General features: G+C 56.9%; 18 protein-coding genes. 5 read left to right on the forward strand and 13 right to left on the reverse strand.

All coding sequences use genetic code 11. The annotated features are described in order from the left end of the window. Positions 1-139 precede the first annotated feature (139 nt). The 5 genes from FXB41_RS25085 to FXB41_RS25105 form a co-directional block, all read right to left on the reverse strand. The gene (locus FXB41_RS25085; protein ID WP_219683561.1) at positions 140-1453 is read right to left on the reverse strand and encodes an HlyD family type I secretion periplasmic adaptor subunit; all 1314 of its coding nucleotides are present in this window, start codon (positions 1451-1453) and stop codon (positions 140-142) included. Beyond that, positions 1450-3153 carry a type I secretion system permease/ATPase gene (locus FXB41_RS25090; RefSeq protein ID WP_246649168.1) on the reverse strand — a complete coding sequence of 568 codons (1704 nt, stop codon included), beginning with the start codon at positions 3151-3153 and terminating at the stop codon, positions 1450-1452. Before FXB41_RS25090 ends, FXB41_RS25085 begins: the two co-directional genes overlap by 4 nt. 318 nt (positions 3154-3471) lie before the next feature. Beyond that, positions 3472-5259 carry an Ig-like domain-containing protein gene (locus FXB41_RS25095; RefSeq protein WP_219683563.1) on the reverse strand — a complete coding sequence of 596 codons (1788 nt, stop codon included), beginning with the start codon at positions 5257-5259 and terminating at the stop codon, positions 3472-3474. 614 nt (positions 5260-5873) lie between these two features. Next, a complete protein-coding gene (locus FXB41_RS25100) occupies positions 5874-7016 on the reverse strand; it encodes a glycosyltransferase family 4 protein (RefSeq protein WP_219683564.1) in 1143 nt (380 codons plus the stop codon). Between the two features lie 146 nt (positions 7017-7162). Beyond that, a complete protein-coding gene (locus FXB41_RS25105) occupies positions 7163-8503 on the reverse strand; it encodes a GNAT family N-acetyltransferase (protein WP_219683565.1) in 1341 nt (446 codons plus the stop codon). 110 nt (positions 8504-8613) lie between these two features. On the opposite strand from FXB41_RS25105, the gene FXB41_RS25110 reads away from it, so the two are divergent. Further along, a complete protein-coding gene (locus FXB41_RS25110) occupies positions 8614-9387 on the forward strand; it encodes a class I SAM-dependent methyltransferase (RefSeq protein ID WP_219683566.1) in 774 nt (257 codons plus the stop codon). On the opposite strand, the gene FXB41_RS25115 is transcribed toward FXB41_RS25110, so the two are convergent. From FXB41_RS25115 to FXB41_RS25130, 4 genes are all read right to left on the reverse strand, one after another. Next, positions 9322-10419, reverse strand: coding sequence for a hypothetical protein (locus FXB41_RS25115; protein ID WP_219683567.1), 1098 nt, complete (start codon positions 10417-10419; stop codon positions 9322-9324). The two genes, FXB41_RS25110 and FXB41_RS25115, sit on opposite strands and share 66 nt — an antisense overlap. Positions 10420-10452: 33 nt before the next feature. Then, the gene (locus FXB41_RS25120) at positions 10453-11400 is read right to left on the reverse strand and encodes a class I SAM-dependent methyltransferase (protein ID WP_219683568.1); all 948 of its coding nucleotides are present in this window, start codon (positions 11398-11400) and stop codon (positions 10453-10455) included. Between the two features lie 103 nt (positions 11401-11503). Then, positions 11504-12556, reverse strand: coding sequence for a GT-B fold glycosyltransferase domain-containing protein (locus FXB41_RS25125; RefSeq protein WP_219683569.1), 1053 nt, complete (start codon positions 12554-12556; stop codon positions 11504-11506). Then, positions 12553-13350 (reverse strand): hypothetical protein, encoded by a 798-nt coding sequence (locus FXB41_RS25130; RefSeq protein WP_219683570.1) that lies wholly within the window; start codon positions 13348-13350, stop codon positions 12553-12555. Before FXB41_RS25130 ends, FXB41_RS25125 begins: the two co-directional genes overlap by 4 nt. 153 nt (positions 13351-13503) lie before the next feature. Between FXB41_RS25130 and FXB41_RS25135 the strand changes: the two genes are divergently transcribed. Then, positions 13504-14850: an O-antigen ligase family protein gene (locus FXB41_RS25135; protein ID WP_219683571.1), complete on the forward strand. Its 1347-nt coding sequence runs from the start codon at positions 13504-13506 to the stop codon at positions 14848-14850. 179 nt (positions 14851-15029) lie between these two features. Here the strand turns inward: FXB41_RS25135 and FXB41_RS25140 are convergent, their stop codons facing one another. The 3 genes from FXB41_RS25140 to FXB41_RS25150 all read right to left on the reverse strand — a co-directional run bounded on the left by FXB41_RS25140 (position 15030) and on the right by FXB41_RS25150 (position 19590). Beyond that, complete coding sequence (locus FXB41_RS25140) at positions 15030-16547, reverse strand: hypothetical protein (protein WP_219683572.1); 1518 nt, start codon at positions 16545-16547, stop codon at positions 15030-15032. Positions 16548-16775: 228 nt separating this feature from the next. Continuing rightward, on the reverse strand, positions 16776-18467 hold the full coding sequence (locus tag FXB41_RS25145) for a flippase (protein WP_219683573.1): 1692 nt from the start codon (positions 18465-18467) through the stop codon (positions 16776-16778). Next, positions 18445-19590 (reverse strand): glycosyltransferase family 4 protein, encoded by a 1146-nt coding sequence (locus FXB41_RS25150; RefSeq protein ID WP_219683574.1) that lies wholly within the window; start codon positions 19588-19590, stop codon positions 18445-18447. Before FXB41_RS25150 ends, FXB41_RS25145 begins: the two co-directional genes overlap by 23 nt. A 788-nt stretch (positions 19591-20378) precedes the next feature. Between FXB41_RS25150 and FXB41_RS25155 the strand changes: the two genes are divergently transcribed. Then, positions 20379-21416 (forward strand): glycosyltransferase family 2 protein, encoded by a 1038-nt coding sequence (locus tag FXB41_RS25155; RefSeq protein WP_311985887.1) that lies wholly within the window; start codon positions 20379-20381, stop codon positions 21414-21416. Positions 21417-21430: 14 nt separating this feature from the next. On the opposite strand, the gene FXB41_RS25160 is transcribed toward FXB41_RS25155, so the two are convergent. Next, entirely contained in the window at positions 21431-22153 is a 723-nt protein-coding gene (locus tag FXB41_RS25160) for a polysaccharide deacetylase family protein (protein ID WP_219683576.1), read from the reverse strand. A gap of 499 nt (positions 22154-22652) precedes the next feature. Between FXB41_RS25160 and FXB41_RS25165 the strand changes: the two genes are divergently transcribed. Both FXB41_RS25165 and FXB41_RS25170 read left to right on the forward strand, forming a co-directional pair. Continuing rightward, a complete protein-coding gene (locus FXB41_RS25165; protein ID WP_219683577.1) occupies positions 22653-24596 on the forward strand; it encodes a non-ribosomal peptide synthetase in 1944 nt (647 codons plus the stop codon). Next, positions 24596-25546 (forward strand): alpha/beta fold hydrolase, encoded by a 951-nt coding sequence (locus FXB41_RS25170; RefSeq protein WP_219683578.1) that lies wholly within the window; start codon positions 24596-24598, stop codon positions 25544-25546. The genes FXB41_RS25165 and FXB41_RS25170 overlap by 1 nt, the downstream gene beginning before the upstream one ends. Positions 25547-25596: the final 50 nt, after the last annotated feature.

Consider the following 25596-nt stretch of genomic DNA (forward strand, 5'->3'; position numbering starts at 1 on the left):
GCGCGCCGGTCGACGAGCCACGCCCGCTGGACGCTTCCGGCCGCCCAGCCGCAGAAGCTGATCGCCAACGCTGGCGCCGACGGATAGGGCGTCAGCCCCGAATTCGCGCAGTCGAGCGCTGCTATCTTCCCGCGAACAGTCAGCGCTCCTTGAATGCGCGCTCCACCTGATCGCGCAACGGCTTGAGCAGGTAAGATAGCGCGGTCCGACCGGCCGTCTTGATGAAGACCTCGACCGGCATGCCAGGCAACAGCTTGGCCGACCCGAGTTTCGCCAGCTCTTCCGGCTTCAGCAGGACGCGGCCCGTGTAGTAACTCGTGCCGGCACGCTGATCCTGTGTAATGTCTGCCGAGACCATGCTGACCTCTCCGTCGATTTCGGGCGTAGTCTTCTGGTTAAACGCCGCGAAGCGCATTGTCGCGGTCTGCCCCATATAGACTTGGTCGATATCGCGCGGTGCGATCTTGACCTCAACCGCAAGCGAGTCCGCATCGGGCACGATCAGCATGATCTGCTCGCCGGGAGAGATCACACCTCCGACCGTGTGGACGCTCAGCTCGTGGACGCGGCCGGCTTGCGGTGCCCTGATATCGATCCGGTTCAATTGATCGACCGCCGCGGTCTTGCGCTCGCTCAGCTCGGAGAGCTTCGATCGCGTTTCGATCAGATCCTTGCCTACTTCCGTCCGCAGGTCCTGGTCGATCTGAATGATCTGGAGTCCGATTTCGGCGATCTTGCCCTTCGACTGAGCAATCATTCCTGCCAGCTGACTGCGCTCGCCTTCGAGGCGGGCGGAATCACGCTCGAGGGAGTTGAGCCGCGTGATCGGCACCAGATTTTTTTGCCAGAGACTGCGCACGCCCTCCAGCTCCTGGCGGATAAATTCGACTTCCTTCTGCTTGGCCTCGGTCTGACCGGTAAGGCCTTTGATCTCGTTTTCCAGCTGCGCGCTCTTCTCCCGCAACTGCGCTTTTTGGCCGCTCCGCGCCTGACGACGCAGCTCGAACAGCTTTCGCTCCGCAGTGATCGCACGGCTCGCCTCCGAGTTGCTCTCCTTGGCCCGGTCTAGCAGCACCTTGGGAAAGATGGCCTGCTCGGCGCCATCGCGCTCGGCCTCGAGACGAGCCTGACGCGCGAACAGCTCATCGAGGCTGTTGGTGACGATGGTCGCATTCGCGAGCGTCTGAGTCTCGTCGAGGCGGATCAAAACATCCCCTGCGTTAACCCGGGCGCCCTCCCGCACGCGCAACTCTCCTACGATCCCACCAGTGGAGTGCTGAACCTTCTTGACGCTCGAATCCACCACGACCACGCCTTGGGCGATCACCGCGCCCGACAATTGGGTCGTTGTCGCCCAACCACCGATCCCAAAGGTTACCAAACCGAACATGATCATACCGACGATCATGTAACGCTGGATGGATTGCATCGCCGGTGTCACCTGGCCATTCATCGGCCGCCTCCTTGAGCTTCCGCGACGACCTTGAGCGGTGTGGGATTTCGCAACACTCTATTGAGGACCTCCTCTCTCTTGCCGAAGGACTGAACCCTGCCTTCCCCGAGGCACAAGACATGATCCACACCTTCCAACGCCTTCGGACGATGCGCGACGACGACGACAATTCCGCCCCGACGGCGCACGTTCAGGATCGCTTCGGTCAAGGCGCCCTCGCCCTCGGCGTCGAGATTGGAAGAGGGCTCATCAAGTACGACCAGGAAGGGCTTGCCGTAAAAGGCGCGCGCGAGCCCGATACGCTGCCGCTGACCCGCCGATAGCGCTAACCCTCCTTCACCGATCTTCGTGCTGTAGCCGTCTGGAAGGGAGAGGATGAGATCGTGCGCGCCCGCGGCATGCGAAGCTTCCAGAACTGCGGCGGCCGTTGCCTGCGGATCGAACCGTGCAATGTTCATTGCAATGCTGCCGTCGAACAATTCGACGTCCTGAGGCAGATAACCGATGTGCTTGCCGAGTGCGTCCGAAGACCAGTGATCGAGCGAAGCGTTGTCAAGCCGTATCCTGCCTCGAATGCACGGCCAAACTCCCACCAAGGCACGTGCCAACGTCGATTTGCCGGATCCGCTCGGACCAATGATTCCAACTGCCTGCCCGCTCCGCAGCTGGAACGACACTTCACTGACGGTGGGCCTCTCCAAATTCGGGGCGCTAATATAGAGGTGCTCGGCGATGAGGGTTTCAACAGGCGCAGGCAATGCCAACCGCTCCTCCTCGATTGGCAGAAGCTTCAGCAAGCGATCGAGCCGTTGCTCCGACTGCCGCGCGGCGACGAATCCTTTCCAATTCGCGATGGCCATTTCGACAGGCGCCAATGCCCGCGCGGTGAGGATCGATCCGGCAATGATGATGCCGGCCGTCGATTCCTGATTGATGACGAGAACAGCGCCAATGGCAAGAACCAGCGATTGTAGGATCGCCCGAAAAATCTTGGAGGCGCCACCGAGACCGTTCGCGACATCGCTGGCCCGCTCATGGGCCGCGAGGTACTTCGTGTTGACGTCGCGCCAACGTAGCGCCGCCTGGTGCCGCATGCCCATGGCCTGCAGAACTTCGGCATTTCGCCGCCCCTCGAGCGCCAGTGCGGTTCGCGAAACGGCGAGACGAGAGGACGCCTTTGCCGGCCCTTGCGTGCGCGTTTCCGTAAGCACCGTAATGCCGACCAGCACCAGCGCGCCGGCTAGCGCAGTGACGCCGATCCAGAAGTGAAAGAGGAAGCAGACGCCGAGATAGATCGGCATCCAGGGCAGATCAAAGAGCGCCGTCGGCCCTCCGCTCGACAGGAAGCTGCGGACCTGATCAAGGTCCCGCACCGGCTGCAAGCCATCGCCATCGGCTCTGGTCTTCAAAGGCAGCCGAACAAGCGCGTCGAAGATGCGAACGCTGAGCCTTTCATCAAAATACCGGCCGACCCGGGCGCTGATCCTGCTTCTGACGAGGTCGAGTCCACCCTGGAACAGGTAAAGAACCGTGGCAAGAACCATCAAGGCGATTAGCGTCGGTATACTGCGCCCGGGCAGCACCCGATCATAGACTTGCAGCATGAAAAACGAGCCAGTGAGCATGAGGAGATTGCTCATCCCGCTGAAGGCCGCAAGAGCCCAGAAAACCCTGCGGCAAGATCGCAGGAAAGCCGACATCTCCGACTGCGGCTCGTCATAGTCGCGAGCCGACGACGGTCGCCCGGAGAACACTTTTTGCCGCAAGGCTTCGACCTGGTCCTTTGCCCAGCCGATCGCACAGGACGACCGCAGTTCGGCTGCTTCCGCCCACCGTCCAGAGGCCAAAAACTGTGTTAGATTTGAGAGTTGGCTTCGAAAAAAAACTACGGGCGGGGGGACTACCCCCCGCCGTCCAAAGTCAGTCATGGGACCCCCTTGCACCTTGCCTTCGCAACGGGATCCTCCAAGAATCCCAAGGCAGTTGCTGAGTGCTACTCGGTATGGTGAGTTCGTTCGTTACGCGAAATGGAAATCGTGGCTACCGGAATCCATTTTCGTGTTCTTTAGTGTGAGCGTGTCACTCCCCGTGCCGGTCGGGGTGGAGACGTCGTGGGCAAATTGGGCCGCATGGGACAGAACGCTCGCAAAACTGTCGAACGCCGTTTTGCTGAACTGGTTCATGTCGTGACCCGGCCAGCTTGCGGTGAAGTCTTTGACGTCGTGGCCGAAGTTGGCGGCAAACGTCAAGCTATCTGTGCCTCCGTGATTGACTTGGCTATTGCTCAGGTCAGCCGTCGAAGTCGCTTTGACGCTGTGCGAGCCGGGGGTCGTGGGATCCAGCTGCTCAGACAAGGCACTGGTGTTGCCGGCGGCGTCGCTGGCAATCGCGGTGAAAGTGTGAGACCCAGCCTTGAGGGCAGGCGTCGTTACATTCCAGCTTCCATCCGGATCCGTCGTCGCCGAGCCAAGCAGGCGTGTGCCTTCATAGAGCTGCACGGTGCTGCCTGCTTCCGCCGTTCCGGACACCGCCGCATGATGATGAACTATCGAATCGCCTAACAGGACCGGCGCATTCGGAGCCACAATATCCGTTACGTCCGATGGATCGGATGCTCCGTTGGCCGTGCCAGATGCCGCGTCGCTGGGGCTGGTCGTCCCGGTGCTGCCGGTCGGCGCTCCAGCATTGTGGCTGGTAGTGCCATCTCCGTCAGCCGTGGACTGGTGCGCCGTAGACGCATCAGTAGTTGACGCACCGGAAGGCTCCGAGCCGGTGACAGGACCGACGGCAGATGCCCCGGTGCTCACGCCGCCTGCGACATCGCTCGCGCCGCTATCTGTCGAGTTCGAGTCGCTCACCGGAGCGCTTGATGCAGTTGAACCGGTTGAGCCCGTCGTCGCGCCGCTGGTTGACGTCGTTCCACTCGCAGCACCGTTGGTCATATCGACGTTATGGTTAAAGAGCGCCAGCGGACTCGACCCGTCCTCATAAACGAGACCATACGAGTTGGACGAGTCGTAATAGTTGTCTTGCACCGTGAGCGTTCCCGTGAGGGACTTGTTGTCCACCGACGTGAAATAGCTCACATGGCCAAGCATCGTGTTATTGGCAATCTGCCCTTGAGAGACGTACTCGGTCATCAGACCTTGCGTCTCTCCATTATTTTGCACGGTCGTGTTGTAGTTGTAGGCGACCGTGAATGGGCCGCCCTCGAGCTGCGTATAGTCGCCGTGCGACTGGGAATTCAGGCCGCCATCCTGTATGAGATTGTGCTCGATCACGACCGCACCTGAGCCGCCGGTCTGCTGGATCATGTCACCGCCAGCATTTTTCAACCACGAGTGATCGATGCTGAAATTGGTGCCGCTGTAGTAAAATAGCGTGCCGGACACTCCGGGATCATGGCCGGCACCGTCGATGGTGCAATTGGTCACACTCAGATTAGAGGCGTGTTCGGTACCAACGATCGGGGTGTAGTTGTTAGACCCCACAACGAAGTTCGAATTCACGATCTTTGTGTTGGCTGCATCGACGGTTACTTGCCAACCGCCGTTGAGCGAAAAGTCATAACCATCAAGAGTGACGTTGTTGCCTGTCGCAGTCACGGTGTGATTGGTCGTATCGACCGAGACACCGGCCATCGAAATCGTCGCGGGATCCTTGAGTGCCAATCCCTCCGGCACCCCCACATAATAATCCACGCCCGCGACATTCCACGCAGGCTTGTTTGCGCCATAAGCGTCAAGCATGTTTGGAAGCTGCGGTGATCCAACTGGCGCATTCGCGAAGCCGTCGTTAATTGCCATTTACCTGTTCTCCTGAGATTAGTCCCCATCAACATGCGCTCAACCGCGAACGGCCTCCGAGCGACATGCCACTTGCATTAAGTGTCGAGCCAACCACTGATTGGCCGGCGCACTATTGGTCCGCCGCCCCGGGCTTTTTTTGGACTACATCAGGGCTCTGCTGCGGTGATCTTGGTTTCGATCGCCACACTCATATAATTAAATCACCAGATGAATAATCTAACGCACCATCCAGAACCTGCTTGCCTGCGCAATGGAAAAACTTACTTACTCCCAATTTCATTTTCATAACGGTCTGGGAAGCAACGTCCATATTTGGAGACGCCAGATCGCAGACCATCCAGCGCAATATTTGCCGACTGATTTAATTTAACTGCCGATTTAATGATTCGGGACGAACGAAAATCATACTTAGATATGTAATGCATGAACGTAGCCACAACGCTTGGGCGCCAGTCTATTAAGGTTTAGCGTCTTGCTCCCGCATCGATGCGAATGCTTGTGGGCCCGCCGGCCCCTTGCTCCCAATCGGACTGAGAGCGAATGTTCTTTCGAAGCTGCCGTGGAGCAAGACCATTGAATCTTCGGTACAATGTGAGAGCTTGCAGCACTTCTCAGTCGAAGGCAGGAACTCCGAGAACGCCGAATATCTGTTTTCGGCGAGCGCTAGCAACCTCACTCCAAGTATACGATTGCGCTCGTTCAGCGGCAGCGCGCGACATCCGATGCCGTAGCTCAACATCCTGAGCCAGCCGACGCATCGCCGAACAGTACCCAACGGCATCATAGGGATCTATGATAAAGCCCTCGCAGTTGTCCCGCACGATCCTGCCGCCCCCCATAGCGGAAGTCACCATTGGCAGGCCAAAGCCACAGGCCTCGTAGATGACCAGCGGGCTTCCTTCCTCAAGGGACGGAAAAATGAACATATCCGCCGAACGGTAGAGCGCGCCAACGTCGTTCGAGTAATTGTGAACGACGATATTGCCCCTACCAAACAGGTGTGCATACTTCTCCTTGATGATCGGCTCCATCTCACCCACCAATATCAAGCGCCCCTTGATGCCGCTCTTTAACCAATACTCAAGCAGCAAATGAGCGCCCTTACGTACGCAGATAGTGCCAACGAAGATCGCCGTAATGCCTTCGATCGGCGCGAGCAGCGCTCGCGATCCTGAAAACCGCTCGGGATCCCAGCCGTAGGTAGTGTCCAGAAGCTTGCAGGACGCAACGCCGTTCTCCAGCAGCGATCTTCGGACCAGGTGACTGGGACAGAAGACGTAGTCAACAGCCTCCAAGACCCGTCTTTCCGTCTCGATAGTCTGGGGGACGATCGCATGTCCGGGCGCAACCCCGAGGCGCCCATATGCTTGATCAAGAATTCGCTTCGCGGTCGCCGTGTGGCAATTGAACTGCTCTCTAAAGATCGTGACATCGCGCCGCCTCAGCTCACGAATGGTCTCAATGGATGCCCCGGGCCAAAGGTAAGCCGCCATCCTCGGCGTTCGGAAGCGATCAAAGCAGGAGAGAAACTCTCTCTCAATGTTGCGGCTCGCATAGGCCCGGACCCATCGATACGGCATACGGCGGGCCCATCGTGGTAGGGCCTCGATGACCTCAACTGACGGCAATGACCAGCTGTTGCGAGGGGTGACGAGCGTTAATTCGAGGTGGCTGTCGGCCATGCTCGCGGCAAGCGAGCCGCACGTGTAACCCACGCCTTTTCCATTCAGCGGCAGCGGGATCAGGACACCCATGGAGACGGAGGCCCTGAGGTTCCGGCTGCCACCCTTTCCGGACGCCGAGCTCGGACGTGTCTGCCGAGATTCTGCCTGTTCTTTGCCGTCATCTAACGAGTTCAAAGAGCCTCTCAGGTTCGAGTGCAGCGATGAGTTCCGATGGCTCAGCCATCTTTGATCACCTTTGTACGCCATCGTCGCTTGAGCAACAGAAGCCATGGCGTAAGACGAAGCGCCTGCTTCACGGACCGGTTTGCTATCTCGACTGACGAGCGCAAGGCGTTAACCCACACTGCTCCCAATCGCGGCGCGAAGATGAGAACGCTCGACTCGTGCCAGTGACGAGTAGCCAATCTCTCTTTGTAGGCTGCATCACCAATGCCAAAATCGACGAGCCGTGTCGGGGGATGTCGCGGGTCATCGTGCAGGTCCTCCATCACCTTCAAAACCAAATAAATGCCCGGGCCATATTTCGTGTAGCCAGGGTCGAACGAAAGATACTCGCTAAGAAACACCCCGTTACGCAGCGAGCCGATCCAGAAAGCAGCAGGCTGGCCGTCGAGATAGAGAATATATCCTTGCAGCCATCCCATGTTGGCTTCGAACTGCAGACGAGAGCGAATTGTAGCGCTGCCCGAGAATCCGACACGAAGACCTCTCTGATAGGACTTGGAAGCGACGAGTTCCGCGTCACGCATAAGTCGATCAACATCGGCTGGACCTGTAAAGCGGTCGATTCTATGTTCGGCGAATCCCTTTGTTAAGTTTCTCGCACGCTTGCGTTGCTGATATCGTTCGTTCTGGGAGAGGCTGCACGAAAAAGGGCCAGCAGCGCCCGAAAGCTCGCGCACCCGACGGGCCTGCGGACGCACTGCATGGTCCGAACACCACCAGGATGGCAGGACTCGGCTGCATCGGACGATCGAGGAATCAAAGTCTGGGGAATGCAGCGATGCTACATCAGCTTCACCGGCGGCGAGTGAATCGACAACGCTTTCGATGAGCGCTTTTGCGTTCTCCTCCGAGATCGCTCCCAGCCAGCCCCCGTGCACAATCTGCAAAATCCGCAGTTTCGGAACAGGAATCGCGAAGTAACCCAGCCGAATCGGCAAGCGCCCCACCTCGATCCGTCCTGCCAGGAGCGCCTTTGGTACGTCCTCCTCGTAAAGCACAACGACATGTACCCGCTCAACCTCTGGAAAGAGGTCAACTATAAAGAGAAAAAAATCGAAATCGGCATCGCGCGGTGGACTGCACGAACCCCAAAACTGCCGAAGTGTCTCGATTTCCGGACGAGTTCTGAGGACCTCGACGCGGCGACGGGCAAGCAGGTCGCGGGCAACGGCAACATTTCGGGACGACTGCATCTGCATGCCGCGGTTCATCGCCTCATTGAAGCCGGGCGCATATGGCGGCTCCCTATTGGCGTATCCGAGGTGGTCGGAGCCGGTCTGATTTGCAGACACCATTTTATTCGCGACCCAATCAATATTTTCTGATTTCATATTAAACAGCAAACTAATTAAATATTAAAGCGCAATATGCTAAGGTTCTGTTCTTCACCACTCTGGCGGTCCACGCGGGCTGCGGGGTTTCGGCAGCGCTCGAGCGGATGATGCCCAAATCGGTCAGCAGGCACAGGCAGATCAAGGCGCTCTGTGACATCGCACTGCACAAGCTGCGCCGCGACGGTCTAGCTAGTTTCCTCAAAAGCGGTACAGAAAGACTTCGGCATCTCTACGCTTCAAAACAAGCGCCGAGCGACTTCGACCGGCAATACGGAACAGACACTGGCGGGATTGTCCCGCTCTGGAAATTACAGATTCGTAGTTCCCATCAGCGAGATGGTGTCCGCTACCAAGCATCCGATCCCGACTTTGTACGGAGAGCTATTGAAGCTCTGCCCATTCGGCCCAAAGACTTTCAGTACGTCGACGTCGGTTCAGGCAAAGGCCTGACCTTGCTGGTGGCCTCTGAATACCCGTTTCGGCGCATCCTAGGCATCGAGTTCTCCGCTGAACTGCATGCGATTGCCACGGAAAACATTCGCAAGCATCCGAGACCTAAATGTCAAGACGTGTCCTCAGTCCTTGCCGACGCCGCGAACTATGACTTTTCCGCCGAGAATACCATTCTCTTTCTCTATAATCCGTTTGGTAAGGACGTTCTGCAAAGCATGCTCGAGAAATTGAGAGCCTCCGTTGTGCAAGACGACCGAGAGATCTACGTCGTGTATAGTCACTCCGTGTTTTCGCAAGTGTTTGACGAATCCGGTTTTCTTGAACGAATGCAAGTGCCGATAGAGGCAGCGGTCTATAGGCACTTACCGGCGCACGACATCCTGCACGATAGCCCCCGTCCGCATATTCACGTTGTTCGTAAAAATTGATTTTGGACTGGAATCATTCGGAGTGCCCGTCCGGCGCGAGGGGTACGCGAATCCGTAGCCTCTAGGGTCGAAGTAGTTGTCATGAACCGCAAAGGTCGTTTCAATTGAAGAGAGGTCCACTGAAAGGAAGTAACTGACAGTACCCATCATCGTATTGTGCCCTATTTCACCCTCTGCCACGTACTCGGTCATCAGACCTTGCGTGCTTCCGCGGTTCTGCACAGTGGTATTGTAGTTGATGGCCACCGTGAACGGACCGCCCTCAAGCTGAGTATAGTCGCCATGCGATCCCGGACTTAATCCACCATTCTCGATAAGATTGTGCTCGATCACAATCAATCCGGTCCCTCCGATCTGTTGGATCATGTCGCCGCCGGAATTCTTTAACCAGGAGTACTCAACGGTGAGACCGCTACCGCTGTATGCGACCAAGGTGCCCCACGGTCCCGGGTCATGGCCGCGACCGTCGATGGTGCAATGGGAGATGCGCAGATTGGACGCCTCGGCAGTCCCGACAATGGGCAGAAGATCATTCGAGTCCACGACGAAATTGGAATTCACGATTTTTGCATTCGCGGCCAAGGCTCTCACTTGCCAGCCTCCGTTGAGCGAAAAGTCATAGCTGTCAAGAGCAATATTGTTGCCGGTCACAGTCACCAATTGTTTGGTCGCATCGACTGCGGTCCCCTCCATCGAAATCGTTGCCGGATCTTTCAGAATGGCATTTGTATCGTGGCCGACGCAATAATCAACGCCAGCGACCCGCCAAGGCGGCCGCCTTCTGTACGCCTTCAACAGGTGGGGGTGCTGAGTGATGCAAGCGCCCTCTGCCACGTTTTCAGTGCCTGCTGAACCGGCACGATCGCTCGCAAGTCCAGCGCTGAATGGATCGCTGCCACCTACTGGCCTCGCGCCCCGGGACTGACAATAACCTATGTCGAAAACCAGAAGTGGCGCCAGAAGTGCGCCAGACCAGAGGACCAGCGGCGCCCAAGACGCCCGATCACACTGCGGAATTCGCGTCTCGATCATCTGGGGCGTTCCGGCAAGAGCTCGATCATTCTCTCAGAGATGCGCCTCGATTGGGCGATGCCCGATACCCGAATCCATCAACGCGCTAATCTCCGTCAAGAACTTCGTGGGATCAACACGATCCGGATCAATCAAGACGCGGTCGGATTTGTATCCTCGGCGCACCCGGAATGACTCGAGCATTTCCGAAGCGATTCGATAGGCATATGGATTTGCGACCTGGTGAAGGATCTTCTTCCATCTCGATATGTCTTGGGACTTCCACATAGCCCAACGCCCCGTCGCGAATTTCGTCCAGGTCTTGTCGTAGTCGGACTGAATGACACTCAACTGGTCCACCCAACCAATCTTGGTCGAGAAAACCAGTACCATCATTCGCTCCTCGAACGGGATTTGGTTCCGCCGTTGGAGCACCACAGGGCGCTTGATTAGATGCCACAGCTTGGGACGAAACGTATTGACCAGAAAGACGCTCGTGTCCCGAAAGCCGTTGCGCTCACAGAAGACGCTATAGAAGAATTCCGGAGAGTACTGGAACAGCCCGTGCGCGGGAAAGCCGTTCGCATTTGTGGCCAGCAATATCGAGCCACCGGTCTTCACCATCTTGACGATGTTTTCGATTACCTGGGCAACATCGAAAATGTGCTCCATCGAGCCGAAATCCAAGAACGCGTCAAATTGATTATGGAGGCTGTCCGGAACCGGGCAGTTGAAATCGTGAATGCATGACGCGCCTTCAAACGCGGACGCATCGACGGACGTGATTTTTTTAGCGCCGAGTTTTTGCAGCAGAGGCTCGCAGAAGGCGCCGACCGTCAAGGTTTCATCATAGTCAAAATTGAAATCTTTTCGTACCGCCTCGAATTCTTGCTTCCAGAAGTGAATTTCGTGCCGGCCGAGCGTTGCGCTGTTACAAAAGTTGAAGTTATAAACCCGGCTGGCGAAACTCAGGGCTCGAAGCCCCGTCAGATCAATGCCCACGACTTGCTCCATCAAAGGTACACTAACTCATCTGGTGGATCGTTCAGCTCCGCAACCAAAACCAGTTTGGCAGCCTCGGTTCTTCAGGATATGGCAAGCGGGTTCAACCCGCAGCCGGGCTCCACATCTTTGTGAAGCCCGATCTCGCGTAATAGACCCGTCTCCGTGCGCCGCGAATGATCCGCAGACTTTCGCGACCAAGCGACAATGGCAGTGAAGGCGGCAGAACAACGTGCCCTTGCGGTTCAAGCCACGCACTAATTTGCGGATGTCCAGGCTTGAGCGTGGCAAGCAGCTTGTCCCACATCTCCGGATTCATCGAGTCGTGGAAATGCAGCACGCTCACGTCGATCACTTTTGCAGGACTATAGTTGCCGGGCAGAAAGCTGCACACGGGGAAATTGCTTTTGTCAGGCAGAGCACGCCACACGAGGCCCAGCCGAAGTACGGTCAACCCCAACACGACCTGATCCATGAAGTGAACTTGCGAGTGTGTTCTGGCAACATGCCGATCAAGAAAGGTCTTGAAGCCGGCGAGGAACTCTCGGCCAAAGCGTGCAGTGCGCCGGTACACATAAAGCCCGGCATTCCAGTAGAATCGAATGCGATGTCCGTCACCCGTCTGAAGCCAGGGAAGGTCGTCCGCGACCTTCCCGATAAGCGCGGCGGAGCGGCCCCAGAATGGGTCATTCGGATCGGTTACGCCTCTCGACCCAATCACTCCGGCATCCGGAGCGCTCGCAAGGAAGTCTACCCCAGGCAGGAGCTCAAGATCGTTTGGCTCTCGCAAGAACAGGATGTCACTGTCGACCCAAGCAATTGCGTCCGTCGTCACCCTCTCCTCAACGGCAGCAATCGCTTCCGCCTTGTTCATGTAGTGATGCCAGGCGTAGGGATTCCTTGGCGACACTCGCAAGTGCTTGATCCCAAGTTCGATCATTCGACGGCGCGTTTCCAACGTAAGAGGCGGCGTAAGACGGGGCGTTACCGCAATGACGTCCAGATTTGCAAACCGGCCGCCAAAGCGACGAAGGCTTTCCACCATCCGCAGCGTAAGCAGTTCCAGAAGGCCCGACTCAATGCAAACTACAATTGTCATCGATAGCGGTGCAGCGCCGTCCGCCGGGACCGAGGTTTCTCCGGAGCGATCCGTCAAACGCAGTCCTCCCTGGCCGCGAACCCGAGCTCCCTCGCGATCGATTCGGGAGACTCGACCATTGGATGCAAGGTAGACGCTCGCAACAGAGCCTTGTACCTCAAGCGGAGGCCGCGAAGCAGCAGCGGCAACGGATTCCTTGTCAACCGCACGATCACAGTTGGCAACGGAAGTAGTACTCTCCACTTCTGAACCATGAAGCGGTAAGCGGCAACGTAAGTGCCGTCGAGCCGAACACCGGCCTTGCTGTTATGAATAACGGGTAGATTGATCGCATAGGATTTCATGCCCAATCGGTGGGCTTCGAGCACGATGTCCGTTCCGTACAAATGGAAGGAGGGCAACCCCGGATCAAAGGAGATTTCCGAAGCCCGGCGCAGGATCAAAACGACTTCATCGAGGCTCGTCACCTGTCGCGGCACATCGAACGGCGCCCCGCATACGGCGCCGAGGCCAGCGTCCCACAGATGACCGACGAACTCTCCATCGTTCGTCATGCCACAAAGACCAGCTACGGCCCAACACGGGTCCGCCGAACTGAGCCTTTCACAAGCCACATTCAGTTGGGAAAACCAACCTTCGGGAAAGTAAACGTCCTGATGAGCAAAAACGACAACGTCCGCGTGAGCCCTCGCAACTGCCTCGCGATACGCCACCGAAGCGGCCTTTGCGCCCCAGATCACCGAAAGCTCGATCGGGCCGCCGGCAATATCAGGCGAGGCCTGCAGATTCCGCCGGAGAATCGCCTCATCGTTTGCGACGCAATAAACCTGCACCGACCACGTCATCGTCACTTACACCTCGGGCGGATCAGAGCGTGAGTTACCTCGATCGTGACCAGATCGATGCCAGCCTATTTAATTTACAAGCCAGAGTAAATTATATATCAACTAAAATAGCAATTAATGTTTTAATGTAAATCACGACATTTTTTCGAGGGGAGCGGATTGGCTGTCCAGAGCACTTACGGAGTCAGCTTTGCGAGGCGTCCGCCGGCGCAGGGAGTCGTCGTTCCGGCCCATGATCCCGGGCGATCGGTCGCGTCGCGCGGCTTTGTTGCGTGGATCGTACTGATCGGTATTGCCCTGCCATCCAATATGACGTTTTTCCTGGCCGGTGCGAAGTTTACACCCGCCCGATTAGTTATTTGCCTCCTGATGCTTCCCGGGCTGGCCGAACTCGTTCGAAAAGGGCGACACCTCGCCGCATCGGACTTGTTTGTTTGCTTGGCCATGGCCTGGATGTTCCTAGCTGTCTCCCAGACCGACGAATCATGGTCGTCGACAGCCGCGCTGATATTCGAATTCGGTGGCGGCTATTTGGTTGCCCGCGCTTATTTCCATGGACGCCCCGCACTCGGAACATTCGTTCGAGCGCTCAAAGCCATCTCCATCATGGTCATCGGCTTGGCAATCCTTGAACAGCTGCTTCACTACCATATCGGCGCTGCACTATTTGGCTTAACAATTTCAGGTTACGAGTACAGATATGGCTGGTTGCGTTCGTTCTCAACGTTTCCTCATCCGATATTGTACGGCACGTTCTGTGCCAGTACGGGCACCATCTTCTTGTATTCGGAACGAAGCTTTCTCGGTCGAATTTTCTACGGAGGCTTGTGCTTCTTCGGATGTCTGCTGGCAATGTCGTCCGCGCCACTCATGTCCTTCGTCATTGCAGTTCTTGTCGGTCTTTATGACAGTATTTTGCATTCATGGCGCTGGCGTTGGCAGGCCCTAGTGGCAGGCATCAGTGCCCTTCTGGTTGCCGTATCTTTCGCGGCCAGCCGGCCGGTCTCGTGGATCATCGCAAATCTCACTCTTGATCCATCCACCGGATACTTCCGTGTCGCCACTTGGGACAGCTCCTTCTTTTATATCGGCGCGTCTCCTTACTTCGGATATGGCTTCAATCAATACGCGCCCGTTGAGGACTTCTTTGGCAATGTATCAGTCGACTCCACCTGGCTCGTGATGGCGCTTCGGTTTGGCCTTCCTTCGATTGCCCTTCTTTTGACGGCCAACGTCACATCATTCTTCAGCGGCGGCTCGAACTCCGTACGATGCTCCAGCGATCCCTTCATCCGCGACCTGCGTACCGGGTTTACCTTGACGCTTGTCGTGCTGATGTTCGTCGGTTTGACGGTGCATTATTGGAACAACGTTTGGCTGTTCTGGGGCGTCTGCCTTGGCATCCGCGTATCACTTCAGGAGCTACGCCTTAACACCCGATCCTATCCGATGTTGCTCGGCGATCGACCAGAACTCGAATCTGTACAAGGCCATCGCGCTCGATGAGCGCAACACTTTCCAGCACTTTGTAGCGTGACACACCCAATTTTGCTGGGTGGCTCGAACCCCGATGTCACAGGCCAATGCACTTGGAAGAAGCAGCGGTGCATCGATCTGCATGGGCTGGCCGGATGAACCAAATGCCGCGCGTCCACGGGTTGTGAACTGAAAATTCTGGACATCGGTCAATAGGCACCGGCATTCCAGGGACCAACGGTCGGTCGTGAACGGACAGGATTCGCGGGATGAGCTACAACTTTTTCAGATCCGTCAAGGACACCCAAGGTTGTGGTACCGCAGAGTGCGGGAGCTGACTGGCATACAAGGGAAAGATTGAGGCCGCGACCGATTGTACTTCCTGCAACTGCAAGGTAGCTACCCGCGGTAGTATAGCCTTCAAAGTCCGCCTGGGATTTGGTTTGAAGGATATTACCGCCTTCATCATGGAAGTCGCAGCGCGCCGCGGCGCGACAGTCTACACCAGCGCTCAGGCTTGAATATCCGACCAGATGATTGTTTGCAAAATGCACCGGTCCGGACCAGGAAGGCGTGGTGCTGTTGGCGCCATTGAAGTGAATATGGCAGGGCGACTCGAACGTGTTATTGTAAACGTGAGAAGTTGCGGATCCAACTCCCGCGCTGAAGCCCGGCGGATTCTGCATCAAGCAGTTCATCGGATTGTCTATGTCAGAGAAGACGTTATTGAAGACGTATAGGACCGAGCCCTGCAACCAGATCGTCACTCCCTCGTTGGTATGACGAATGACGTTGTTGTAAAAATATGTTCTTCCCTCCGCGAGACCTCCAAGGGACTCCACGACGTTGCCGTGAGCGAAATGGCGCTCGACAGGATTGTACAAGAATTCAAACAGATTGTCGTGCACGTATGTCGGATTCGAACAGACGGCCCCGTTCGAGAGGCGGCGAAAGACATTGTTGTGAACGTCGTAGCATTCGGCGTAGATTCCAAAACCGCTGGACCTTTTTGACGTGGTGCCCAACGAGGAATCTGATCCATCAAAGATGTTGGAAACGACCACGTTGTCCGTAATGCCACTTCCCGCACCCAAAATCATATAGTGCGTATCATCGCCGGCATGCGTAGCCATCGTCCATCCATGAAAATAGGAATTTGAAATCGTGATGGAGGAACCGCTGCGAAAGATCGACGCTCCGCGAGGTACTGCGCCCCAGCATTTTCCCGTAAACTCGAAGCCGTCAAAGTCGACGTGATGTACATTCTTGAGAGTCAGGGCAGTGATGTCAGAGTCGTCATAAGCGCAGCTTTCGGGTCGATCTGTGCTCAAGGGATTGTCCATATCGAGAACAGGACGACTCCAGGATGGGCCACTGAACCAAGTGTGGTCTACTCCTATGTAGATGTGATCCCGGCTGGTTCCGCTCCAGGTCCAGACCCACGGGATTCCTTGAACGAGACCATTAGCGGCATGCCATGTCTCTCGGCCGCGAAACAGGAAACGGTCACCTGGTTTCGGAATGGTCGTCGCGCAGGTCGCACTGCAATCCGGCATACCAGGTGCATGCAGCCAGGCGGTACTCTTAGTGATACCATCGTGTGAATCTGCGCCCTCCGCTGAAACATAGTAGGTGGATCCGAACGAACGGTTACCGCCGATGATGGACCACAGTAAACTTGTGGCTCCGATCACAGCTAGCGTTCTCGCAAGACTACCCTTCGTCATTTTTGGCATTCCCGCGCCGATGAAGAGGCCACCGACGGACGCTTGTGCGCCTGGGAACGGATCCGAGGAGCGGCTCACTTTCCAAGGGAGCTATGGACGCATCGATAATTCCGCTTTGGCGCCTCAAGCCTGCCTGTCCGGCCGACACAGCGTTCGGACGCAAATGGCACGCGGCCCTCCCGGGTTGATCCTCCACAACCTTCATCTTTACACACCACCCGAGCAATCTTAGCCAAGCCGGGCAAACTTCAACCGATCCACTGACGGAAGCAGACGCAACAGAGCAGCTCTTTCCTGCTGTGTAGTCGCCCAAAACAAGCTGAGTGCGCCATACGTGCAAAGAGACACGATGCACAAGATTGCTAAGTTGCCAAGACTATTTGCGTAGGGACGAAAATAGAACAGCATAGCAAGTTGAACCGTGGCACAGATCAGAGGTCGTAGAAAACCGTGAGAGACAAGTTCCCAATGCGAAGCTCCAATCATGCGCGTAATCGTAAATACGAACAGTGGAACCACTAACATCTGAGGCACCAGCGCAGCAAACGCAGCACCGTTGATGCCGTACGCAGGAACAAGCACCAAGTTTGCGAGGAGCGTGACACCTGATGAGGAGAATGCAAAAATCGCCGGTACCCAGGCCTGGCCGACGCCCAAGGAAGTCACAGTAGCCACCCCGCTGATGGCGCTCAAGAAGGTTGCAGCTCCCAGTGCGCGAAGAACGACAGCTCCTTGCTCGGCATATTCGCTGCCGAGCCACAGCTGGAGTATTGGGCCTGGCAAGCTCAGCAGAATGACAGTGAAAGGCAAAGTGATAAGTGTAAGGATTTTGGTCGAGCGAAGATACAGCTCATGGATTTTGTCGTGAGCGCCCATAGAGTGCAGTTCACTCGTGAAGGGAAATACCACCGAAGTTATGTTCGCCGCACTGGCAGATGCTTTGTCGGAAATCAGAGAAGGCAGCGTATAGTACGTGACGGCAGCGAGCGGCAGATAGTACGCCAGGATTAGACGATCGACCTTGGCGACGATCAGAGAGAATATCGCGGATAAGAACAGCGGAAGAGAAAGACTGAGTAGCCTGCGGAAGGCCGACGAACTAAACCTCGGCACAAAGCTCAAGCCCGGTATGAAGCTTTTGCTGGCAAACGCAAAAGCGCCCACCGCCAAAAGATTCGACGCGAGAATTACGACGAGAACCGCCCTGATTGAATACCCGCAAGCGAGCACCGCAACCGGTCCTAGACACCTCACCGCGCCGACCATGACATTGATCGCATTAAGGACTCCAAACCGCTGCACCGCGATCGGGAGGGACGAGATCGCTTCCAGGAGCATCGTGGTGAACAGGCCAAGGGCGGCCAAATAAATGGCAAAGCTGGCTACAGCATCAACGTCCGGTCCGCCGCGAAAAAAGAGCCCCCCAATGAGTTGTCTTGGTACGATTAATACAATCAGTCCGATTAGGCCCGCCACCAAACATGTAGCCCAAGCCGTCTGAAATAGTTGACCGATCGTCTGGAATTCGCCCTTCCAGTAGAGCTCGGATACGTATTTTGTCAGGGCACGTCCAATCCCGAGGTTCAGCAGACTGCCAAAACCCGCGATGACTTGAACGAGAGCCACTATCCCAAAGAGCTCCGGACCGAGGCGACGAACGGTATAGGGCGTGGTGGCAAGGGTCAGTATCAGGATCAGACCTTGTCCGACGTAGTTCAAAATCGTGTTGCTGAAAAACAAACCGCTTACGCTGCGATCTCCCGCTGAGGGATCCGCCACACGCGCAGGTGTGGCGGCAATCTGCAACTGGGGCAAATTCATTAGAGTCCGCCTGTCCAATTTTTCCAGCGAGCGCTCCCGCGACGCAATTCCTTTTGCCTCTCCGCAAAGCAGCTGCTCACCGGCGTTCGCGTCCGGCATTGGTCGCGCGCTTGCTCAGCGCGTCCTCCAGAACGGATTCGAAGCTCATCACCGCCCGGTCCCATGTAAATTGTTGAATATGCGAATGCCCCTGCCGAGCCAATCGCAACCTCAGCTCTCGGCTTTGCACCATTTCCACAATGTTCGCCGCCAACGCATCAGGATCTTTCGGCGAGCTCAAAAGCGCCGTTTCCCTGTCCCGCGCATATTCGTGGTGGCCCCCGATGTCCGTTGCGGCCAACGCCGAGCCGCACTGGAGAGCCTCAGCGGGTGGAAGCGGCCATCCTTCTGTCCAGCTCGGGGCCACAAAGATCGCGGCTCGGTTGTAAATCCCGCGCAGCTCCGCCTGAGCCGGGTTATGATGGTACTCGACCCAGTTCGGCAGGCCGGCAGGAGGAGGAAAAATTCCAAAGATTATCGCCTTCAGTTCTGGCACTTTTTGTTTGACCTTACGAAGAGCGGCGAGGCCATCAGATGACCCTTTCCAATCCGACATGTGATAAAGCATTGCGACCGTATTCGGATCGCGCTCCTCCGGCGCAACGTCCAGCCCAAATGTCCGGAAGTTCAGACCATTCGGGATATACTGAGCCGACTCACCGAGCGATTGCGCGACTTCTTCAAGCCATCGAGAGATGACCACCTTTTGCAGAGGAAGTTTCCAGGTGGCGATGACATCCGCCTCTGCGGCGGACCAAGTTTCCAAATGTTGGATCAGATAGGCGCGAGCACCAGGATAGGTTGCTACCCACTTAGCCGTGTACCAGTAGGTAGCCACCCAAACATCTGATGCTGGCATGCAGCTCGGATGGGGCGTTTGAGAGCAAATAAGCTCCACCCCTGGACCGATCTCAAACCACCTATCTGGACGGTACTTTCCCGTGATTCTGCGACGTTGGTAGCCGAGCCACCGCCGTCCGCGGCCGACAAGGTCGGTCCGTAATTCTTCGATCTCTTCCATGGTCAGAATGTGGGGGTGGACCACTCTCACTTTCCAACCGCGCCGTGCCAGACCGTTCGCATACTCATACGCCACTTTAAAGCCGCCGACGGGCGCGTTTCCGCTCCCCGGCAAAAGGAAGCTAACCGTCCTTGCTCTGGGCTCGGCCTTGTGTTCAGGCATGATCTATCTGACCCAAGAGTTGTTCCGCGAAACCGAGAACTCTGACTGGCGGCGGTCTGCGTTGCGCGTGCCGTCGGGATCCAGGACCCTCTCTGTAGAAGGGGCTGTGTGCCCCCAGCCTAACGAGCCAACCTTCCCGCAAAGATTCCCGGAGGAATGGAACGAGAGATCTACGCAGGCCCTGCAACGCCGGCCGGCAACTGCAAACAACAACCAAAATAACCGATTCCATTGGATTTCATTTTTTTCATTATATATTCAGATTATAAGACGATTAATTATTTAATCAAGCGCCATCCATTATTGATGGCGCGAATCTCCGGCTACATTTGTAGCCGCGACAATTTTGCGGTGCCGGCATGCGGCTAGTTTCGAATTTCGGCCGGATCCGGCTCGGGGGCATCCTTCAGTGACTTGCCCGCATGTTCGAACCTGCTCGCCCTTTTGCATCTCAGGCCTCTTGCACCAATGATGGCGTCGACGAGCTTTCATTCAAAGCGGCTCCTTGAACGAACAGCACGCGCTGTTCAATTGGTTGCGGGGGAACGGCCCTGCTGTCGTTCATCCAGAGCCTGATACTTCGCCACTTTCTCGTGGCTTGCCCGAACCGGAAGAAGCAAAAGATCACCTGCTGCGCCACTTGCAAGATTCGCCTCTGCTTGACTGCGGGATAAAATCCGCGGGTGGCAACTACGGAGGGCCTTTGCGGTTGCGTACTTCTGTGCGACACCTCCTCTATTGAAGTCCGGGATTGGATTGTCAGTATGGATGCAGTCGGAGGCTCGCGCGTGATCGACGCAGATCCGGTTCGGGTAGCGGTTCTGATTGTAAGCTTTCGTAATCCGCAGGATGTACGGGCGTGCCTCGCCGCGCTCTCCCGTTCGACCGAAGCCCCTGGCTTCGACGTTTTTGTATGCGAGAATGGCGGGTATGCTTCGTTTCAAGAGCTCTGCGAGATATTGACGGATCCGGAAGCTCCATGCAATGCCGACTCGGACGACTTGACGGACCCGCTGGTTGCTGCCTCCGGTCGGCTGGTTGAGGTGAAGCGCCTCACCCTCAAAACTCGCCGCTCGCGAGTATGGATCGGCTGCGCCGAGCAGAATCTTGGTTATGCTGGCGGCATCAACGTCTGGATCGATAGGCTCCTCCCAAGGCCGGAGTGGACTGGACTCTGGGTCCTCAACCCCGACTCAGAACCGGAGCCTCGCGCTTTGCAGACTTTAGTTGAGCGCGCCGCCGTGGCGAACAAAGGCATGGTCGGCAGCACGATCGTGTCATCTGCTAACCGGGATTTTGTTCACTGTCGCGCCGGTCACCACTGGCGCAAGCTTCGGTCTAGCTTTTCCCTTATTGGCCTCGGGGAGCCGGTCAACGCGCCGATAGACCTCGAGGCGATCGAGCGCGCTCTCGATTGCATCGCGGGTGGATCGATGTATGTCACACGAGCATGCCTCGAAAAGATCGGTCCAATGGACGAGAGATTCTTCTTGTTTTACGAGGATGCTGACTGGTCTATTCGCGCCAAGAAATTCGGCTTGGGGTACGCGCCTGCTTCCATCATTCCTCACAGCGGCGGGACGACGATCGGATCATCCAGACTACGTGCCGAACGATCGCGCCTTTCCGTTTATCTCGAAAGCCGCAACAACCTGCACTTCGTTGGCATGTATTGGCGCCGTTATTTGCCCTTCGCATTGCTTTTCGGATGCGTGCACGCGGCCAGTTACCTTTTTGTTCTGTCTCCCAATAATTTCAGAGCAGCCCTCGAAGGACTAATCGCGGGACTGAAGGGAGAGACAGGCCGGCCAACGTTCCACGAATAAAGAACGAGCGATAGTCACCCGTGATCGGGATGCGCAGATCGCCGGCCCTGAAATGCCGCCTCAGCGAGATGGCGGATCCTCGGCGCTTGTTTTCCGAACAAGGACCTCAACGCTTTCGTCCACGGCGCCGTGTAGCTGGTCCATTGGTATGCGCCGCTGAACTTCAGAAAGAACTCAAGCGGCCCATCGGATGGATCAACCTTTGTCCGTCCTCTCAAAAGGTCAGAAGTCGTTGTATCGATCTCTTGGGGCGCGATCGAGTATGCAAAATTGTAACCCGCCGCCCCGCACATTGCGACCGCCGACTGATCATGCTCGCCGTAGGGGAACGAAAACTCGACAATCTCGCGACCGCTCAATTGCGCCAATTGCTGGCGCGAGTCTTCGATTTCCGCTCGCGCCTGCTCGGTGTCTAGTTCTATGATCGAAGAATGACTTAGACTATGGGAGCCGAGTGAGACTAGCGAGGCTGGTAGCGCTTTCAATTGCTCGAATGACATAACCCGGTCCGTCAGCTTGGAATTGACAACCTCCCCGTGGGCAGCGTCGTCGCCCGTCATTGCCCATGCCGGAGTTTGGCCAATCCACCCCACCGGAACGAATATCGTTGAGTGAAATGAATGCCTGGTCAGCTCTGGAAGAGCATTCGCGGCAACACTGATAAAGGCGTCGTCAAAAGTGATTGCAACGCATTTTCCTCCTTGGGGCAGCTTCCCCCGGTATGATGCCGGGACCACGTGGACTCCGCGACTCAGGCGGTTCATCTGGCGTGCAAAACCGCTCCGCTCCTGGGGCGAGATACCGTGGTAATAGAGGACGGTGAGCCGCTCCGTGGGCGGTCGTCCTGCGAGACCACGAAAACAGCGGAACGCACCCCGTAAAATGTAATAGATTGAGCTTACAGCAATTTTCACGTCACGCCTGAATTGGGGTCGCCTCATCGTACAGCACCCGCCCCTTTCTACGGTGACCCTCATAGTCTCGAGGCCACCGTGCGGCCCCGAGGCGCTCAGGGCGCCGCCGACGCCACTTATCCTAGAGTATTGCTTTCCTTGTACAACAAATAACATCTTTCGACCCTGAAAATATAATGCTTGCCGATTTAAACACACAAAGGTTACGATATTTAAATCGCGCGTTATTATAGTCTCGGATTAATTCCCGAGGAGCTCGGCTGGTAAAAGATCCGTTCCAAACCCTCTTTTTTGACACCCTTAGGCGGTCGGGAGGCAATCTGTGTCTTTGACGGAAATCATAACAAACCGTTCGGAGCAGCACCGCTCCGACCCCTGGGATTCCTTAACCGAGCACGAGCGGGCGCAACTACGCCGGTGGAACGACACAGATGCCGACTTCCCGCAGGTCTGCACGCACGAGCTATTTGAGCTTCAGGTCGGCCTCGATCCTGAGGCCGTCGCGATCATCTTCGGCAAACGCGAGCTCAGCTATCGAGAGCTGAACGAGGGGGCGAACAAGATCGCCCACTATCTTCGCCGGCGGGGCGTTGGTCCTGACGCATTGGTGGGGGTTTGCCTGGAGCGCTCACCGGAATTGGTGATGGCGTTATTGGCCGTCTGGAAAGCCGGAGGGGCTTACGTCCCGTTGGATCCCTCTTATCCGACAGAGCGGCTGTCCTTCATGATCGACGACGCCCAGCCGCTTCTGCTTCTGACGGATAAGAGAGGCCTCCCGTTCCTTTCTTCCTGGGGCGATAAGCTCGTCTGCATCGATGCGGACCTGCCAATGTTCAGACAGGAGTCTGCTGACAATCCGGCGACGGATGCCTGCCCCTCAAATCTCGCTTACATCATGTATACCTCAGGCTCCACGGGCAAGCCGAAGGGAGCCATGATCGTGCATCGCGGCTTGGTAAACTACCTGTATTGGGCGAAAGGCGCCTACGCTGTACAGCCTGGAGAGGCGGTTCCGGTTCATACCTCGATCTCCTTCGATTTGACGGTTACGAGCCTTTACACCACTCTGCTCGGAGGCGGCAAAGTAGAGTTACTGCCGGAGGGTGTCGCCGCGCAGAGCCTGCTATTTGCACTTCTGAATGCCCGCAACCATGGGCTCGTCAAGATTACGCCGGCTCACCTCGAACTGCTCACCTCTCAGATTGACGCCGGACAAGCATCGGGCGTTGCGAGAGCGTTCGTGATCGGGGGCGAAAACCTGGTTGCCGAAACCCTTCGGCTTTGGCGTGACCATGCACCATTGACGCGCTTGTTCAATGAGTATGGTCCGACGGAAACGGTCGTCGGTTGCTGTGTTCACGAAGTGCGGGCTTCGGACCCATACAGCGGGTCTGTTTCCATAGGGCGGCCAATCGCGAACACGCAATTGTACGTGCTAGACGAGAACATGCGCCCGGCGGCGCCGGGCGTGACCGGCGAACTGTTCATCGGGGGCGTCGGCGTAGGCCGCGGATACTTGAACAGGCCAGAGCTTACTGCTGAGCGATTCCTGCCAGATGGTTTCAGCGGTGTACCGGGCGCACGCCTCTACAAGAGTGGAGACTTGGCCCGATTCCGCAATGATGGGACCCTCGAGTATCTTGGCCGCGCGGACGATCAAGTCAAGATTCGCGGCTATCGCATCGAACTTGGCGAGATTGAAGCAAACCTCGCGGCGGCGCCGGACGTTCAGGCTTGCGTCGTTCTGGCCCGCGAGGACGAGCCGGGAAACAAGCAGCTGGTGGGCTACGCAGTGTCGCGAAATGGCTGGCGATCCGACGGGGATGAGCTGCGAACATTCCTACGGGCCAAGCTTCCGGAATACATGATCCCGGCGCGCTTTGTGTTCCTGGACAAGTTACCACTCACCTCCAACGGAAAGGTCGACCGGAAGGCACTGCCAGTTCCATCCGGTACGAGCACCGGCATAGGCGGGCCACCCAGGACAGCAACGGAGCAGATAATTGCCGCGATGTGGAGCGAGCTACTCCGCCTCGATCTTATCGGTATCCATGATGATTTTTTCCACCTCGGAGGCCAATCCATGACGGCGACGGGGCTTGTCGCACGGCTTCGTGCTGCCTTCGATGTCAACATCGAACTCGCAACCTTGTTCGAACGTCCAACGATTGCCGGACTTTCGGAAGCTATCGACATGCTCGTAGTGACGAGCAACCGCATCCCTTCGAGATCCTCGTTGGGAGCACGTGAGGAGTTCGATCTGTGATGGATACCACCGCCCTTCTTTCGGCTCTTCGCGCCCGGGACGTCAGATTGTGGATCGAGAATTCGCGACTCAAATGCAGCGCTCCGACCGGTGCGCTCGACGCGAACCTGCGGGAGGCGCTGTCCGGCCGCAAGCAAGAGATCATAGCTTTCCTCCAGAGGGCGGAGGCGCTGAAGAGCGGCCCATCGGCAATCGTGCCGATCAAGCCGGAGGGATGTCGGCCACCGATTTTCGCGGTGTCGGGCCACGGTGCCGACGTCTTCTGCATCCTACCCTTGGCACGTTGCCTGCCCATAGAGCAGCCCGTGATCGGCGTGCAGCCGCCGGGCTTGGACGGCTCGGATCCCGTCAGGTCTCTAGAGGCCCTGGCACGTCGCGAGATCGAACAGATACGCAGCTACCGGCCGCACGGACCGTACCTCTTAATCGGGCACTGCGCGGGCGGAGCCCTCGCCTACGAGGTAGCGCAACAACTCATCGCCGCGGGTCAGGAGGTGGCGCTACTAGCGCTCATCGGCAGCCCGTTTCCTACGATGTTCGGACGAGCGTCATTGGCGTGGGTCCGTTTCTCCGGATACACGAGTGCGCTCACGCCAGGTGGGTTTACGCGCAGGTTGCAGCTGCGAGCCGAACGGCGAAAGGCCCAAGCGATCGCTGGCTTCCCAGCGCTGGCCGCGAGGCGCCGGGTAGAGAGCGCAACTGTCGCGGCAGTCCGCAACTACACGCCGCGACCCTACACCGGACATATCGATCTCTTCGTCACGGCAGACCGTTGGCATCGATCTCACCTGTGGAAATCATTGGCCGGAACGTTACAGGAGCACCGTCTCGATAACTTCGAAGTAAATGATCTGCTGCTTGGGCAAAACGTGAGCGTCCTAGCCGCATGCTTACAGCAAAGACTCGAGCAGATTTGGTGCGCGGATCTCGCAACTGGCAAAGTATCTTGATTGCGGATCGTCCCTTTCTATCTGCAATTTGCGATCGCGGTATGAAATTG

Origin of the sequence: Bradyrhizobium canariense, assembly GCF_019402665.1 — a bacterium.
GTDB classification, from domain to species: domain Bacteria; phylum Pseudomonadota; class Alphaproteobacteria; order Rhizobiales; family Xanthobacteraceae; genus Bradyrhizobium; species Bradyrhizobium canariense.

Coding starts and splice junctions, on each gene's coding strand:
- FXB41_RS25085 (WP_219683561.1), bottom strand. CDS start 1,453: ATGAATGGCCAGGTGACACCGGCGATGCAATCCATCCAGCGTTACATG.
- FXB41_RS25090 (WP_246649168.1), bottom strand. CDS start 3,153: ATGTCGGCTTTCCTGCGATCTTGCCGCAGGGTTTTCTGGGCTCTTGCG.
- FXB41_RS25095 (WP_219683563.1), bottom strand. CDS start 5,259: ATGGCAATTAACGACGGCTTCGCGAATGCGCCAGTTGGATCACCGCAG.
- FXB41_RS25100 (WP_219683564.1), bottom strand. CDS start 7,016: ATGGGTGTCCTGATCCCGCTGCCGCTGAATGGAAAAGGCGTGGGTTAC.
- FXB41_RS25105 (WP_219683565.1), bottom strand. CDS start 8,503: ATGAAATCAGAAAATATTGATTGGGTCGCGAATAAAATGGTGTCTGCA.
- FXB41_RS25110 (WP_219683566.1), top strand. CDS start 8,614: ATGCCCAAATCGGTCAGCAGGCACAGGCAGATCAAGGCGCTCTGTGAC.
- FXB41_RS25115 (WP_219683567.1), bottom strand. CDS start 10,419: ATGATCGAGACGCGAATTCCGCAGTGTGATCGGGCGTCTTGGGCGCCG.
- FXB41_RS25140 (WP_219683572.1), bottom strand. CDS start 16,547: ATGACGAAGGGTAGTCTTGCGAGAACGCTAGCTGTGATCGGAGCCACA.
- FXB41_RS25145 (WP_219683573.1), bottom strand. CDS start 18,467: ATGCCGGACGCGAACGCCGGTGAGCAGCTGCTTTGCGGAGAGGCAAAA.
- FXB41_RS25150 (WP_219683574.1), bottom strand. CDS start 19,590: ATGCCTGAACACAAGGCCGAGCCCAGAGCAAGGACGGTTAGCTTCCTT.
- FXB41_RS25170 (WP_219683578.1), top strand. CDS start 24,596: ATGGATACCACCGCCCTTCTTTCGGCTCTTCGCGCCCGGGACGTCAGA.